Raw genomic sequence first — 13286 nt, 5'->3', positions numbered from 1 at the left:
GAGCACAATGGCTAAGCAGTTTGATGTTGTAGTAATTGGTGGTGGTTTAGTTGGCGCAAGTTGCGCACTTAGTATTGCTAAAATAAACCCCTCAATAAACATTGCCGTGGTAGAAGCAAGCCAAGTAACCGATGAATACCACCCAAGCTTTGACGACAGAAGTATTGCGCTTGCTCAGCAATCAGTAGAGTATTTACAAACACTTAATTTATTTGATCAAAATGCCCCTTACACCTCTGCTATTAAAAAAGTGAGCGTGTCTGATAGAGGTCATTTTGGTAAAACCCATATTCAAAGTACTGAATTTGCAAAACCTTCTTTAGGGTATGTAGTTGAGGTTAATCCATTTGGGCGCGCGCTTCATCAGCGGTTAGTGCAATCAAGCATTCGCTTATTTTGCCCTGATAGCGTACTCGAAATAAAACAAACGTTGCATAGCAACGCACTGACTTTGCAAAGTGGCGAACAACTTAATGCCAAGCTAATTATTATAGCCGATGGCGCGCAATCTCCTACACGCCAATTGCTGGGCCTTAATTTTAATACTCAGCCTTATGAGCAAGGCGCTATTATTGCCAATATAGAAGTAGCCGAAGGGCATAATAACCATGCCTTTGAACGCTTTACTCAGCATGGCCCTATGGCACTATTACCGATGAGTAATAACCGCTATTCATTGGTGTGGTGTATGGAAAAAGAGCAAATTAATTCATACATGGACTTAAATGAAATCGAGTTTTTAAGTGCATTACAATCAGCCTTTGGTTACCGCGCAGGGCAATTTGTTAAAGTGGGTATGCGCGCAAGCTACCCGCTGGTATATGGGCAAGCCGAATCGTTAATAGCTCATCGAACGGTGGTTATTGGTAATGCTGCTCATGCTATTCATCCCATTGCAGGGCAAGGCTTTAATTTAGGCTTGCGTGATGTACAAGTACTGAGTGATTTAATTGCCAATAGCCCTAATGAGTTAGGGAGCTATGCGTTTACACGCGAGTATGGCCAGTTGCGCAGCCAAGATATAAAAACAGTGATGACTTTAACAGATGCCTTAGTAAGGTTGTTTTCAAATTCATCTCGAGTATTAGCGCTTGGGCGAAGCATTGGCTTGTTTTCAATGGATTTATTTCCCGCATTAAAAGCCCCGTTAGCAAAACAATTAATGGGGCAAGTTAAACAAGGTTCACGTTTATGAAGCAAACACAGGTGTGTATTGTTGGTGGTGGTTGCGTGGGGCTAACGTTAGCCCTTGGGCTTGCTAAGGCTAATATTAGTGTTGTAGTACTCGATGCAGCATCAACACAAGCCCCTCCAACTGATGAATACGGTTTACGCGTAAGCGCACTAAGTATTGCAAGCCAAACATTATTAGAGCAATTAAACGTTTGGCCTCAAATTATTGCTCAGCGTGCATGTGCATATACCCATATGGATGTTCGCGATGCCGACAGCTTTGGTAAAATAACCTTTAATAACAAACAACTTGAGCTCGACCATTTAGGTCATATAGTTGAAAACGATATTATTCGCTTTGCACTTATCAAACAGCTAGAGCAGCAAAGCAATGCTACGCTAATGTTTGATACCGAATACCAGCAAATACACCAAAGTGAATCAGACGTATTTGTAACCCTTAAAAGCGGCGAGCCTATTATTGCTAAGCTGCTGGTGGCGGCTGATGGCGCAAATTCAGCTATTCGTAAACAATTTAATATGGCGCTGACCTTTAAAGATTACGATCACCATGCATTGGTTGCTACAGTAAAAACAAAAGAGCCACACGCAAATACTGCGCGACAAGTGTTTTTACCAACGGGGCCATTAGCATTTTTACCACTAAGCGATGACAATACTCATTCAATAGTGTGGTCTACTAGCCCCCACCATTGTGATGAATTACTGGCAATGGACGACAACGACTTTAATAAAGCCGTAATGGCTGCCATAGACGGCCAATGCGGCCTGTGTGAAGTGCAAAGTAAACGCGCGGCATTTCCACTTAAAATGCGTTACGCCCAGCAATGGGTAAGCGGCAAAGTAGTATTAATGGGCGATGCAGCGCACACTATTCATCCATTGGCAGGGCTGGGTATGAACCTAGGTCTAAAAGACGCCGCGTATTTAATTGAGCTACTTACAAGTGAGAGTAAAGAATTTGCAAGCACCCGCACACTTCGTGATTACGAGCGTACACGCAAGCTCGACGCGCAAAAGCACATAGCCATGATGCAAGGGCTAAAAGAGTTATTTGAAGGTGCTAACCCGGTTAAAAAGCTAATACGTGGAGTCGGGCTGTCACTCGTTGATAACCTAGGCCCAATAAAACACCTATTCGCCAAAGAAGCGATAGGGAAGTGATAAAGACAAGCGGTTAGTTTTTTAGCTGTCAGTTTTTAGCAAAGAAAAACCGATGTTTAATTTAAACATCGGTTTTTGTTTTTAAGTAGTGTGAAACAGATTAAAAGCTGCGCTTTTCACGCGAGCAATCTCAGCGCCTACATGCAAAGTTTAACACTGAGCTTAATTTCACCTGTAGGCGTTTAGCTTGGCGGCGCGACGAGCATAGCTCGTGATTACTATCGTTAGTTAAAAAGCGCTTTATGTAAAATCAGCTACAAATTGGCTTGGGCTTCATTGACCATATCTTTGAGCGCATCAATTAACAGTTGGTCGCGAGAATTTTGTTTAGCAAGTTTTAGTGCGTCTTCATACTGGTAACGGCTTCTTTAAATTGTTTGTCAGCTGTGTACCCTTGTGATAATCGCATGTGGGAGTAGGCTGCATTTGGGTAACCGCGAGTAAAGTGTTTAAGCGTCGTTATCGCTTTTTTAGTATTACCAAACTTTTGCTGGCGGTGGGCAAATTCTACGTACACATCTTGTGGAATTTTAAGCTCAAATCCGTACTTATCGCTCAGTGCTTGGTAGTAACCGGTAATAAGCGATACATCAGCAAATTTTCCATGCTCGTCTGTTACTTTAAATATTAGGTCGCTAAACAAGTGAATCAGGCTATCGCTAATTGCTGGAAGTATGGTGCCCATATGACTTAAAGTAGGGTAATGCTTATATTCCCACTTTAGCTGTGTGGGCATTTGTTGTTCTAAATTTACTAACGTATTTAATGCGCCTGTATAAAAACGTGCGCCTTCACTCGCTACACTAATAAATAACTCTTGAGCACCTTTAGGGTTTCTAGTGTATTTAATAATATTATTTTTTAACTCTTCGTCACTCCACCAACTATTTGGGCTAATAGCTATGTAGTTGTTAAACAATTCAGGCTGATTAACTAAAGTATAAAGCGCTAATGTACCAGCGTTAGAGTGACCAATTAAAGTGTTGTAGCCGTTAGTTGAGTAATTATTGTTTATGTATGGCATGAGTTCATCAGACACAAACTTTAAAAATTTGTCGGTTTGCCCAGCGTCAGGCCATTTATTTTTAACAAAGGTTTGAAACTCCGTTTTAGGCTCACCCTCTACTTGAGGTAAGTAATCACGAACTCGGTTAGTTGTATCAATAGCAACAAGCATGGCATTAGGTATTTGCTCGTAATCAACAAGGGATTTTATAACGCCAGACGCCGTATGAAAGTGCTCAATACCATCAAGTAAATAAATAACATAAAGCGGCTGGTCGTCTTTTACAGTGTCAGGTATGAAGATGCTGATTGGCCTATCTTCGTTAAGTATTTTTGATTGTAGAATAACTTTTTTACCAACGGTTATGTCGGTTGTAGCGGTGTTTGAATAGCTAAAAAAAGAGGTGCTAAAAGTAAGTATCAAGGCAAGCGATAATAAAAGCTTCATAAATATCCTTATTTAATAATGTGTTGCTTAATAATTGCACGGCTTTAGGCTTGAGTAAACGTTTATATTTTAGGAGCACATACAGGGCTTTATTAATTAAAAGCTTTGATTTTTTTGTGCGAGCAAGCTCAGCGACTTCCAAAAAACGAAGGCACTTACTTTCAATTTACTTATTGATAGCGGGGCATCGAGTACCATCACCCAATAGCTTTAACACTTATCTATTAAAGCTTAAAAAACCTGCTTGCTTAATTATCCTACTAAGCGTAAAATGCGCGCTCATTTCGGCTTTTAAACTATTAATTCCTTGCCTTAAACCGACCGGCCGAAACGGTAGAAGGCTCTATTAACCGTAAGGAATATCCATGCGTCATTACGAAATCGTATTCATGGTTCACCCAGATCAGAGTGAGCAAGTTGCTGGTATGATCGAACGTTATACTGGTTCTATCACTGAAGCTGGTGGTTCAATCCACCGTCTTGAAGATTGGGGCCGTCGTCAATTGGCTTACCCAATTAACAAGCTTCATAAAGCTCATTATGTTCTTATGAACGTTGAAGCACCTACTGAAGTAATCAGCGAGCTAGAAACTACTTTCCGCTACAACGATGCAGTGCTTCGTAACTTAGTTATCCGCACTAAATCTGCAGTAACTGAAGCGTCTCCTCTTGCAAGAGAAGAGAAGAAAGAAGCACCAGCTGCTTAATTGTTTTGAGTCCAAGCATGGCGTTTAACTGGCGGTAAATATAAATGGTTAGCCCTTTTATGAATCAGCTGGTTTTATCTGGGGTAGTTTGTAAAACACCCAAGTTAAGCCAAAGCCCTGCTGGCATCCCGCATTGCATTTTTGTTTTAGAACATAAATCAATGCAAACCGAAGCAGACCTTAACCGTAATAGTTATGTAAAGCTTCAGGTTGTTGCCAGTGGAAAGCAAATGCAACAACAGACTCAACATTTGCACGTTGGGCAGGCATTGCAAGTGAGTGGTTTTTTAAATCGCCACGAAGGTCGTAACGGCCTTAGCCAATTGGTTTTGCATGCTCAGCATATAGAAAGAATTATTTGAGGAATTAATCTCATGGCACGTTATTTCAGACGTCGTAAGTTCTGCCGCTTTAAAGCGGAAGGCGTACAACAAATCGATTACAAAGATCTAGCTACTCTTAGAAACTATGTTACAGAAAGTGGCAAAATCGTACCTAGCCGTATTACAGGTACTAGCGCTAAATTCCAGCGCCAGCTAGCAACTGCTATTAAGCGTGCTCGCTACTTAGCCCTTCTTCCATACACTGACTTACATAAGTAAGCAGCGGATTAACAGTTTTTAAAAGGTGTAGAAACATGCAAGTTATTCTACTAGATAAGATCGCTAACCTAGGTAGCCTAGGTGAACAGGTTGTAGTTAAATCTGGTTTCGCACGTAACTTCCTTTTCCCTCAAGGTAAGGCAGTTCCTGCGACTAAAGCTAACATTGAAACGTTTGACGCTCGTCGCGCAGAACTTGAAGCGAAAATCGCTGAACAGTTAGTTGCTTCACAAGCACGCGCTGAAAAACTAGAAGCATTAGCAGAAGTTACTTTAGTATCTAAAGCTGGTGACGAAGGTAAGTTATTCGGTTCAATCGGTACTCGTGACATCGCTGACGCTATCTCAGCTGTTGGTGTTGAAGTTGCTAAGTCAGAAGTTCGTTTGCCTCTAGGTACTATCCGTGAGACTGGTGAATTTGACGTATCAATTTCTGTTCACACAGACGTAACGGCTACTATCAAAGTAATCGTAATCGCTGAAGCTTAATTTTAAATTAAGCGACAAAAGCCGTGCTTTTAGCACGGCTTTTTTGTGCCTAAAATTCAGTTTTTTTTATTAATGTGGTACTGCCTCCTAATACTCTTCTTACTTAGAATTTAAATTCTTTAAATTTATTTTCATTTCATTCAAACCTTTTACCGCTGTTATTGCGTCTAACTTATCAATACACTGGAAATGGTACCAATACCATAATAATTAAAAGGTGATATCACGGATGTTACACGTTAAACCCGATCAACCCGCCGAGTGCGAAAATGCATTGATTGAGCGCGTAAAGTCGGGTGATCAAAGTGCATACACAATGCTTTACCAATTGCATATAAAGCGCGTTTACGGTTTGTGCTTGCGCTTATTAGCTGATCAGTCGCACGCTGAGGATGCTGCGCAAGAAGTGTTTGTTCAGGTGTGGCACAAAATAGCAATGTTTGATGGTCGTTCGCAGTTTTCTACTTGGTTATACAGTGTGGCGAGTAATATTGCGATTAACTACTTACGTAAACAAAAAAGCTGGGTACAAAAAGTCGTTAGCATTGAACAAGACGGTATGGATGAGCAATCGGCTAAAGACTGTAAAGGCTTAAACGGCTTAGATAAGCTAATTGTTAGGTTACCTGAGCGCGCACGCATGGTGTTTGTATTGTTTGCAGTAGAAGGTTATCGACATGAAGAAATAGCAGAGCAGTTGGGTATTGCCGTTGGATCAAGCAAGTCACAATATCATCGAGCAAGGCAGTTATTACAAGAGTGGTATGAAAATGAATAAACCAAACTTTGACGACTTTTTAGATAAATCATTAAACACGCTTGATAAAGAGATAACGCCACAAAAAGATCTGTGGGCAGGCATAGAAAGAGCCATTGTAAATACCAATGAGCCTGAGCAATCAGCCGTTACTTTATGGCCAAAGTTAAGCGCAATTGCGGCATGTACCGTTGCTGCACTAGTGGCGCTCAATATGTTTGTAATAAACCCTAAACCACAACCGGTTGTGGCCATAAGTGACTATTTTGCGCAGCAAAAGCAAAGCTTACTGGTGCAGTATAAAAATCAAGACGCCTTAACCGATAATTGGCAAACACAATTACAAGAACTTGAAGAGGCAGAATATGCCATTAAGCAAGCACTTAAAAACGAACCCCAAAACCAAGCATTGCTAACAATGTTAGCGCAGATTTATCAACAACAACTTGATTTGATTAATAAGGTGCATGCACCTCGTTGGCAAAGTATTTAGGAGAAAAACATGAAAGCAATTTTACTAGGATTAAGCTTATTTCCACTTGCTGTATTTGCAGGAGAAAAAATTGATAAACAAATAGAAGTGCCAAAAGAGGGTACTGTTTTTATTGAGAATCAGCGTGGTGATGTAAGTATTGCTGGTTGGGATAAAAGCGAGTTTAAAGTAGTGGGCGAGCTTGACGATAAGGCAGAAGGTTTTGAGCTCGAAACAAGAGGCGACAATACATATTTTGTTGTGAAAATGCCACGTAAAATGGGCTGGGGCAGTAATGGCGATGGCTCTAAACTAACTATTTTTATGCCGCATAGCAGCGCATTAGACTTTCGTGGTGTTAATGTATCGGTAATAGCTAAAGCACTTAAAAATGGTGCAGAAGTAAATGTGGTTAATGGTGAAATTACCGCACAAAATTTAGCAGGTAATATTAAGCTAACCAGCGTTAACGGTGATGTGAATGCACAAAGCCTGAGCGGTAATATTCAATTTGAAACGGTAAATGGCGAAATAAATGATGAACAGTCTAGTGGTGAGTTACGCTTTAGCGCTGTGAATGGTGATATTAAGTCGTCATCAAGCGCGAGCGATGTTCGTCTTGAAAATGTGAACGGTGACATAAACTTTAAGCTGGCTAGCATCAAAAACCTACGTATAAACACTGTAAATGGTGAAGCTGAAGTTCGTATTGGTGAGCTACTGGACAGTGCAGATGTACGTTTCGAATCAGTAAGTGGCGATGCAGAGTTTTTCTTCCCTACTAATGTATCGGCTAAATTTGAGATTGAAGCCCATGCCAATGGTAAAATTATTAATGAGCTTAGCGATGACAAAGTAAAAAAAGCCAAATATGGCCCAGCCAGTGAGCTTGAGTTTGTTATTAATGGCGGCAATGCAGACGTTGAAATGGATACTATAAGTGGCCGTATTGAGCTTAAAAAGTAAATCGTAAACTTTTGAGTTACAAAAAGCAGGAAAAGATTTCCTGCTTTGCTATTTGCACAACCCCGGCAAGTCGATAGAATAGAGCCATTCAATTTTAGTACTGTGAAGTTATGGCCAAACCAGATAAGCAAGTCGATACCCTTAAAGTTCCTCCCCATTCAATAGAAGCTGAACAATCTGTTTTAGGTGGCTTAATGCTTGATAACCAAGCATATGACCGCGTAGCCGAACTTGTTGTATCTCAAGATTTTTATACTCGTACGCACAAGCTTATTTTTGAAGCAATGACAGAGCTTGCAGAGTTGGGTGATCCAATCGATTTAATTACGATTTCTGAAAGCCTTGAAAAAAATAATAAACTGGCTGGAATTGGTGGTTTTGCTTACTTAGCCGAAATAGCTAAAAATACACCGAGTGCCGCTAATATCGATGCGTACGCTAATATTGTGCGAGAGCGTGCGGTTGTGCGTGAAATGATTGGTGTAGCAAATGAAATAGCCGAGGCCGGTTTTAATACCGAAGGGCGCACAAGCCATGACTTATTAGATTTTGCCGAAAGTAAAGTATTTAAAATTGCTGAGCAGCGTTCAAAAAGCACCGAAGGGCCGCAAAGCATACACAACATACTCGAAAAAACTGTTGATAAAATAGAAGAGCTATACCAATCTCCGCAAGATGGTGTAACAGGCGTAAGTACCGGCTATGCTGACTTAGATAAAATGACCACAGGCTTACAGCCTTCTGATTTAATTATTGTTGCAGCACGTCCTTCAATGGGTAAAACCACCTTTGCGATGAACCTTGCAGAGCATGCGGCAATGACACAAGACAAGCCTGTGCTTATTTACTCATTAGAGATGCCCTCTGAGCAAATCATGATGAGGATGCTGGCATCACTTGGTCGTATTAACCAAACTAAGGTACGTACTGGTCAGCTAGACGATGATGATTGGGCGCGTCTTTCATCAACCATGGGCTTGTTGATGGAAAAAGGTAAAATGTACGTTGATGATGCATCAGGGTTAACACCTACCGATGTTCGCTCACGTGCACGTCGTATTGCGCGCGATCATGGTGGTATCAGTATGATCATGGTTGATTACCTTCAGCTTATGCGTGTGCCGAGCTTGTCGGATAACAGAACACTTGAAATAGCAGAGATTTCACGCTCTCTTAAATCACTAGCAAAAGAATTAAAATGCCCGGTTGTTGCGCTTTCGCAGCTAAACCGTACGCTTGAGCAACGTGCTGATAAACGCCCAATTAACTCAGATTTACGTGAATCTGGCTCGATAGAGCAGGATGCCGATTTAATCATGTTTATATACCGTGATGAAGTCTACAACGAAGACAGTACTGAAAAAGGCATAGCCGAAATCATCATAGGTAAACAGCGTAACGGTCCAATTGGTAAGGTGCGCTTGACGTTCCAAGGGCAGTTTTCTCGCTTTGATAACTACGCAGGTCCTGCGATGGATGACGAGTATTAATGCGCTTAGCTACTGCTGAAATTAATTTAACGGCACTTGCGCATAATTTAGCGCAGGTAAAGCGTTTTGCACCAAACAGTAAAGTTATGGCGGTATTAAAAGCCAATGCTTATGGCCATGGTTTGGTTAAAATTGCACAACATTTAAATGATGCAGACGCATTTGCAGTAGCACGTATAGATGAAGCTTTAGCGCTTCGAGCTGGCGGGTTAACAAAACCGATTGTGTTACTTGAAGGCTTTTTTAATAAAGACGATTTACCTATTTTATTGGCCAATAACTTTCAAACTATTATTCATGATGGGTATCAGCTTGCCGCTTTGGAAGAGGCTGAGCTTGAAGCGCCTTTATTGTGCTGGCTTAAAGTAAATACCGGCATGCATCGCCTGGGTATTGCCCCAGAGCAGTTTGATGAATTTTATAAGCGCTTGCAAAAAACACCCAATGCCAATAACACCGTTAATTTAATGACCCACTTTGCATGCGCGGACGATGTAAATAACACCAAGACAGCACAGCAAATTTCACAGTTTGACTGCCTAGTAAATAATATTAACCAAGCACATTGCTTATCTAACTCGGCAGGCATTATTGCTTGGCCGAATGCTCATGGCGATTGGGTACGCCCTGGTTTAATGTTATATGGGGTATCACCTATGGCAAACGCATTGGGTGAGCAGCACCAGCTTAAACCCGTTATGCGATTAACGACACGTGTTATAGCAGTGCGCCATGTTCCAGCTAACGAGGCCGTAGGATATGGTGGGCGTTGGAAAAGCGATAAAGCGACTCAGTTAGCTGTGGTTGCTATGGGATATGGTGACGGTTACCCGCGACATGCAAAAGAGGGTACACCAGTGGTTATTGGCAAGCAGCGCTATGGTATTGTGGGTAGTGTGGCAATGGATATGATTAGCGTAGACATAGGCCAAAACGAGCACAACATAAAAGTAGGCGACAGAGTCACAATGTGGGGCCCAGAGCTACCAGTAGAAGAAATAGCACAGTGCGCCGATACCATTCCTTACGAGCTTTTGTGTAATATTACACCGCGCGTAAGTTATGAGTATCAGCCATAATTAAATAGTGGTAGTTACTCTTTAATAAAGTAAATATCACTAAAGCCCATGCGGGCAAACTCTTGATCACGAAAGTTACGAACAGAAGCTGACCCTTTAGAGGTCATTTCTATTTGCTGTACCATGCTTAAGTAATTCGTTAAATCAATGCCTTCGGCAGCAGCAATTGCTTGATACATGTCGTGGTATTTATCTTTAGCAAAATTTATTTCGCGCGGTTGGTTTTTAAATTTATAGGTTATTCTGCGTGCCATATTACGCTCATTGTAATTGAGTATTAAAGCGATTTTACACTGTATTTAGTAGCGGCTCTAGCATTGAATGACACGATATAACTAGGCACTCAAACCATAGGGTTAATAATGAAATTATCAGTAGAGATTAGTAAGTACCCACTTCACCAAGATTACATTCCTTTTATCAAAGGCTTTATTGATCGATTAAACGAATACGATGGTTTAAAAGTGATTACCAATACACTATCGACACAAATTTTTGGCGATTATGATTTAGTGATGCAAGTACTCAATACCGAAATTAAACGTTCATACGAAGAGTTTGGCAAAGCTATTTTTGTATGTAAGTTTTTGTCTGGCGATTTATCGCCTCAGTAGTTTTTTCGCCACAATTTAACGGTAACAACACACTATGGAATTTATAACAAAAACGTTAAGCGGTTTTACTGCCATGTCGCACTGGGAATATATTGCGGTTGTGTTATCAATTGCTTATTTATTGTTGGCGATAAAAGAAAGCCTGTGGTGCTGGCCTGCTGCGTTTTTTAGTACGCTAATTTATACTATTATGTATTGGAATGGCGCATTGCTAATGGAGTCATTACTCAACTTTTATTACATGTATATGGCTGTATTTGGCTGGGTTGTGTGGCGAAAAGGCAAAGCTAATAATAACAACCTGAGTATTAGTTCTTGGTCTATGGAACGTCATGCGCTTTTAATCATACTTACCTCTATTGCGGCAACAGGCATTGGGTATTTTATGACTAACTATACACATGCTGATTTTGCCTACCTCGATAGCTTTACAACCTGTTTTGCCGTTGTGACGACTTACTTAGTTGCCAAAAAAATCCTTGAAAACTGGTTGTATTGGATAGTCATAGACGCAGCGTCTATGTATTTATATTACGAAAAAGGCTACTACCCAACATTAGCGCTTTTTGTGTTTTACACCATTATGGCAGGGTGGGGATTTAAAACCTGGTATGAAGAATACGAGCAAAGCCAAGCTAAGCCACTCGCACAGCTTTAATTTATGAGTGATTACAATGCACTTATAAACAAATGCCGTGCGTTTATAGCACCAAGTAGCGTTATTTCATGCGTGCCTTTATCACAAGGTTTAAGTAACGAAAATGTGTTAATAAATACGACTCAAGAGAAGTATTTATTAAAGCGTTACAAAGACCATTGGCCAGAATATGCCTTAGAGGCACAGCGTCGCCTGAGTGCGTCAAATATATGCCCTTCCCCTGTATGGCTTGATAAACAAAATCAACTGGCTGTGTTTAATTACTTTGACGGTAGTACCGCAAATAGTCTATCAATTGACGACGTGATTAAAAAACTTGCTACTGTCCATGCTTACTCAGTTAGCACTGAGCCAATGAACATAGCCCAAGAGCTAAGCTGTTATAAATGTTCACCAGTGTATTTGGAGCATCAGCAGCTAATTAGTGCAGCGGTTAACTTTATTACGGCCATGCCTATCGAGCTTGGTTTTTGCCACAACGATTTAATTAAAGATAATTTAATAGTGAATGAGTCAGGCAGCTACTTAATTGATTTTGAGTACGCTAAAACTAACGACGTGTATTTTGATTTAGCGGCGCTAAGTGTTAGCTTTGAGCTAAATAAAAATAATGATGATGCGTTATTAAATAGTTACGCTAAATATAAAGATAAAAAGGTAGGGTTTGTAACATCAACCGATAAGCTTAATTGTTATAAGCTGTTATTTTTGGTTTTAAGTATTGGTTGGTATGAGCAGCGCGACATAAGAGCTCCAGCAAAAAAATTACGCGCGCAGCTGCTAAAACTTATTGCAGCATGTGGCTTTTAAAGGCCACCAAAACGCGCTGCTAACTCTTTATATTTTGCTACTTCATCTGCATCAAACTGCGGTTCGCCGTTTTCATCTTCTGACTTAGCGATTAATAAACTTTCACGTGCAAGACGTTTTACGCGCTCTTCTTTTACACCTAAAAATTCTGCAACTTGCTCCGTAGACATCAAACTCATTATTAATTCCTCTTTTAAATATTTTCATTACTGTGACAATGATAGTTAAAATGTTGCTAAAGCGTAACTATTTTTATCCAATATTAATAAATAACGCGTTTTTATAAAATAGTCACATGTTTTATTCAAAAGTGCCTAATTAGTAATCATATAAACTAATGTCGCTAGCATTTGTGTAAAGATGGCTTTATCATTAGCGCATGCTAACACATTGATATCGCGAGTTGATGTGGAGGCAACAAATGTGCTCTCGTGGTGAAATGGATATCACGTGGCCCTCCGGAAGGAGAGCTATAAGAAAGCGGGAGTACAGTAATAGTGGGCTTACAATACATTTTTGTAAGTTCACGTTACAACTAAAAGTTAGTACCCCTTAACTTTAAAGTCCTTGTTTTTATTGACCGCCCGTAGCTCAGCTGGATAGAGCGCACCCCTCCGGAGGGTGAGGCCAGAGGTTCGAATCCTCTCGGGCGGGCCATCTTCTCTTATAGTCCTTGGGACAGTTTAGGGACACTCAATATTGAGTGTCTTACATTGTCATCATTATGGACATTCTATGTTTTATTCAAAATTAATGCCCCAACACATATTTTTATTAATTGTTTGGGCAAATTTCCAGCTTTTTTTGCCCCAGTATTCCTTTCTTATTTTTG

Annotated in this window: 16 protein-coding genes, 1 tRNA gene and 1 pseudogene; 15 read left to right on the top strand and 3 right to left on the bottom strand. The window is 40.5% G+C overall.

What is annotated here, in order from left to right; genetic code table 11:
• Positions 1-7: 7 nt before the first annotated feature.
• Entirely contained in the window at positions 8-1195 is a 1188-nt protein-coding gene (gene ubiH, locus PS1M3_RS13475; protein ID WP_203984864.1) for a 2-octaprenyl-6-methoxyphenyl hydroxylase, read from the top strand.
• Positions 1192-2358 (top strand): FAD-dependent monooxygenase, encoded by a 1167-nt coding sequence (locus tag PS1M3_RS13470; RefSeq protein WP_203984862.1) that lies wholly within the window; start codon positions 1192-1194, stop codon positions 2356-2358. Before ubiH ends, PS1M3_RS13470 begins: the two co-directional genes overlap by 4 nt.
• Positions 2359-2612: 254 nt before the next feature.
• Here the strand turns inward: PS1M3_RS13470 and PS1M3_RS13465 are convergent.
• Positions 2613-3811 (bottom strand): annotated as a pseudogene (locus PS1M3_RS13465) (alpha/beta hydrolase-fold protein).
• A 365-nt stretch (positions 3812-4176) separates the two neighbouring features.
• On the opposite strand from PS1M3_RS13465, the gene rpsF reads away from it, so the two are divergent.
• From rpsF to alr, 9 genes are all read left to right on the top strand, one after another.
• Positions 4177-4518, top strand: coding sequence for a 30S ribosomal protein S6 (gene rpsF, locus PS1M3_RS13460; RefSeq protein WP_006793724.1), 342 nt, complete (start codon positions 4177-4179; stop codon positions 4516-4518).
• Positions 4519-4562: 44 nt separating this feature from the next.
• Positions 4563-4880 carry a primosomal replication protein N gene (priB, locus tag PS1M3_RS13455; protein WP_006793722.1) on the top strand — a complete coding sequence of 106 codons (318 nt, stop codon included), beginning with the start codon at positions 4563-4565 and terminating at the stop codon, positions 4878-4880.
• Between the two features lie 12 nt (positions 4881-4892).
• Complete coding sequence (rpsR, locus tag PS1M3_RS13450) at positions 4893-5120, top strand: 30S ribosomal protein S18 (protein ID WP_006793721.1); 228 nt, start codon at positions 4893-4895, stop codon at positions 5118-5120.
• Between the two features lie 35 nt (positions 5121-5155).
• Positions 5156-5608 carry a 50S ribosomal protein L9 gene (gene rplI / locus PS1M3_RS13445; RefSeq protein ID WP_203984860.1) on the top strand — a complete coding sequence of 151 codons (453 nt, stop codon included), beginning with the start codon at positions 5156-5158 and terminating at the stop codon, positions 5606-5608.
• A gap of 229 nt (positions 5609-5837) precedes the next feature.
• Positions 5838-6386: an RNA polymerase sigma factor gene (locus PS1M3_RS13440; RefSeq protein WP_008131937.1), complete on the top strand. Its 549-nt coding sequence runs from the start codon at positions 5838-5840 to the stop codon at positions 6384-6386.
• Entirely contained in the window at positions 6373-6858 is a 486-nt protein-coding gene (locus PS1M3_RS13435; RefSeq protein ID WP_006793718.1) for a hypothetical protein, read from the top strand. The genes PS1M3_RS13440 and PS1M3_RS13435 overlap by 14 nt, the downstream gene beginning before the upstream one ends.
• A gap of 9 nt (positions 6859-6867) precedes the next feature.
• Entirely contained in the window at positions 6868-7803 is a 936-nt protein-coding gene (locus tag PS1M3_RS13430) for a DUF4097 family beta strand repeat-containing protein (protein WP_203984858.1), read from the top strand.
• A gap of 110 nt (positions 7804-7913) precedes the next feature.
• Positions 7914-9293 carry a replicative DNA helicase gene (gene dnaB, locus PS1M3_RS13425; protein ID WP_006793716.1) on the top strand — a complete coding sequence of 460 codons (1380 nt, stop codon included), beginning with the start codon at positions 7914-7916 and terminating at the stop codon, positions 9291-9293.
• Positions 9293-10372 carry an alanine racemase gene (alr, locus tag PS1M3_RS13420; protein ID WP_203984856.1) on the top strand — a complete coding sequence of 360 codons (1080 nt, stop codon included), beginning with the start codon at positions 9293-9295 and terminating at the stop codon, positions 10370-10372. The genes dnaB and alr overlap by 1 nt, the downstream gene beginning before the upstream one ends.
• A 14-nt stretch (positions 10373-10386) precedes the next feature.
• Here alr and PS1M3_RS13415 read toward each other — a convergent pair whose 3' ends face one another.
• On the bottom strand, positions 10387-10626 hold the full coding sequence (locus PS1M3_RS13415) for a DUF2960 domain-containing protein (protein ID WP_006793714.1): 240 nt from the start codon (positions 10624-10626) through the stop codon (positions 10387-10389).
• A 108-nt stretch (positions 10627-10734) separates the two neighbouring features.
• Here PS1M3_RS13415 and PS1M3_RS13410 point away from each other — a divergent pair, with 108 nt between their 5' ends.
• The 3 genes from PS1M3_RS13410 to PS1M3_RS13400 are packed head-to-tail and all read left to right on the top strand — an operon-like array spanning position 10735 to position 12454.
• Positions 10735-10986, top strand: coding sequence for a YkoF family thiamine/hydroxymethylpyrimidine-binding protein (locus PS1M3_RS13410; RefSeq protein WP_006793713.1), 252 nt, complete (start codon positions 10735-10737; stop codon positions 10984-10986).
• A gap of 34 nt (positions 10987-11020) precedes the next feature.
• The gene (gene pnuC, locus PS1M3_RS13405; protein ID WP_008131932.1) at positions 11021-11644 is read left to right on the top strand and encodes a nicotinamide riboside transporter PnuC; all 624 of its coding nucleotides are present in this window, start codon (positions 11021-11023) and stop codon (positions 11642-11644) included.
• 3 nt (positions 11645-11647) lie between these two features.
• A complete protein-coding gene (locus PS1M3_RS13400; protein ID WP_203984854.1) occupies positions 11648-12454 on the top strand; it encodes a phosphotransferase in 807 nt (268 codons plus the stop codon).
• Here the strand turns inward: PS1M3_RS13400 and PS1M3_RS13395 are convergent.
• Positions 12451-12633, bottom strand: coding sequence for a hypothetical protein (locus PS1M3_RS13395; RefSeq protein WP_006793710.1), 183 nt, complete (start codon positions 12631-12633; stop codon positions 12451-12453). The two genes, PS1M3_RS13400 and PS1M3_RS13395, sit on opposite strands and share 4 nt — an antisense overlap.
• A 401-nt stretch (positions 12634-13034) precedes the next feature.
• Here PS1M3_RS13395 and PS1M3_RS13390 point away from each other — a divergent pair.
• A tRNA-Arg gene (locus PS1M3_RS13390) sits at positions 13035-13111 on the top strand.
• Positions 13112-13286: the final 175 nt, after the last annotated feature.

Origin of the sequence: Pseudoalteromonas sp. PS1M3 (genome assembly GCF_016865405.1) — a bacterium.
In the GTDB taxonomy this organism is placed as follows: domain Bacteria; phylum Pseudomonadota; class Gammaproteobacteria; order Enterobacterales; family Alteromonadaceae; genus Pseudoalteromonas; species Pseudoalteromonas marina.
Note: the sequence above shows the minus strand (reverse complement) of the source record. Positions and strands in the feature narration are given on the sequence as shown.

What these genes read in the sequence shown, in the direction of transcription:
- ubiH (WP_203984864.1), top strand. Translation starts at nt 8, where the DNA reads ATGGCTAAGCAGTTTGATGTTGTAGTAATTGGTGGTGGTTTAGTTGGC.
- PS1M3_RS13470 (WP_203984862.1), top strand. Translation starts at nt 1,192, where the DNA reads ATGAAGCAAACACAGGTGTGTATTGTTGGTGGTGGTTGCGTGGGGCTA.
- rpsF (WP_006793724.1), top strand. Translation starts at nt 4,177, where the DNA reads ATGCGTCATTACGAAATCGTATTCATGGTTCACCCAGATCAGAGTGAG.
- priB (WP_006793722.1), top strand. Translation starts at nt 4,563, where the DNA reads ATGGTTAGCCCTTTTATGAATCAGCTGGTTTTATCTGGGGTAGTTTGT.
- rpsR (WP_006793721.1), top strand. Translation starts at nt 4,893, where the DNA reads ATGGCACGTTATTTCAGACGTCGTAAGTTCTGCCGCTTTAAAGCGGAA.
- rplI (WP_203984860.1), top strand. Translation starts at nt 5,156, where the DNA reads ATGCAAGTTATTCTACTAGATAAGATCGCTAACCTAGGTAGCCTAGGT.
- PS1M3_RS13440 (WP_008131937.1), top strand. Translation starts at nt 5,838, where the DNA reads ATGTTACACGTTAAACCCGATCAACCCGCCGAGTGCGAAAATGCATTG.
- PS1M3_RS13435 (WP_006793718.1), top strand. Translation starts at nt 6,373, where the DNA reads ATGAAAATGAATAAACCAAACTTTGACGACTTTTTAGATAAATCATTA.
- PS1M3_RS13430 (WP_203984858.1), top strand. Translation starts at nt 6,868, where the DNA reads ATGAAAGCAATTTTACTAGGATTAAGCTTATTTCCACTTGCTGTATTT.
- dnaB (WP_006793716.1), top strand. Translation starts at nt 7,914, where the DNA reads ATGGCCAAACCAGATAAGCAAGTCGATACCCTTAAAGTTCCTCCCCAT.
- alr (WP_203984856.1), top strand. Translation starts at nt 9,293, where the DNA reads ATGCGCTTAGCTACTGCTGAAATTAATTTAACGGCACTTGCGCATAAT.
- PS1M3_RS13415 (WP_006793714.1), bottom strand. Translation starts at nt 10,626, where the DNA reads ATGGCACGCAGAATAACCTATAAATTTAAAAACCAACCGCGCGAAATA.
- PS1M3_RS13410 (WP_006793713.1), top strand. Translation starts at nt 10,735, where the DNA reads ATGAAATTATCAGTAGAGATTAGTAAGTACCCACTTCACCAAGATTAC.
- pnuC (WP_008131932.1), top strand. Translation starts at nt 11,021, where the DNA reads ATGGAATTTATAACAAAAACGTTAAGCGGTTTTACTGCCATGTCGCAC.
- PS1M3_RS13400 (WP_203984854.1), top strand. Translation starts at nt 11,648, where the DNA reads ATGAGTGATTACAATGCACTTATAAACAAATGCCGTGCGTTTATAGCA.
- PS1M3_RS13395 (WP_006793710.1), bottom strand. Translation starts at nt 12,633, where the DNA reads ATGAGTTTGATGTCTACGGAGCAAGTTGCAGAATTTTTAGGTGTAAAA.